Raw genomic sequence first — 288 nt, 5'->3', positions numbered from 1 at the left:
GAACATATCAACCTGTTAAAGCAACAGACAATAAAAAACGCCCTTTGGGCGTTTTTTATTGAGCTAAAAGATTATGCAGATTTTTTAGCTTGATCTTGTGTGGTTAACATATGACCTGTTTCTTCAAAGTTGCAGTGCCAAGAAAGCGCTTCACGAAGAATATGAGGTGTTTGACCGCCTTTTTCACATGCACGATCAAAGTAATCATTTAAGGCATCACGATACATTGGGTGAGCACAGTGATCGATTACAGCGCGTGCACGTTCACGTGGTGCTAAACCACGTAAG

Annotated in this window: 1 pseudogene; it reads right to left on the bottom strand. The window is 41.0% G+C overall.

The features are described 5' to 3' along the window. Positions 1-71 precede the first annotated feature (71 nt). Positions 72-288 (bottom strand): annotated as a pseudogene (locus FLQ44_RS23090) (hypothetical protein); the annotation flags it as partial.

It is taken from the genome of Vogesella mureinivorans (genome assembly GCF_007644035.1).
In the GTDB taxonomy this organism is placed as follows: domain Bacteria; phylum Pseudomonadota; class Gammaproteobacteria; order Burkholderiales; family Chromobacteriaceae; genus Vogesella; species Vogesella mureinivorans.
Note: the sequence above shows the minus strand (reverse complement) of the source record. Positions and strands in the feature narration are given on the sequence as shown.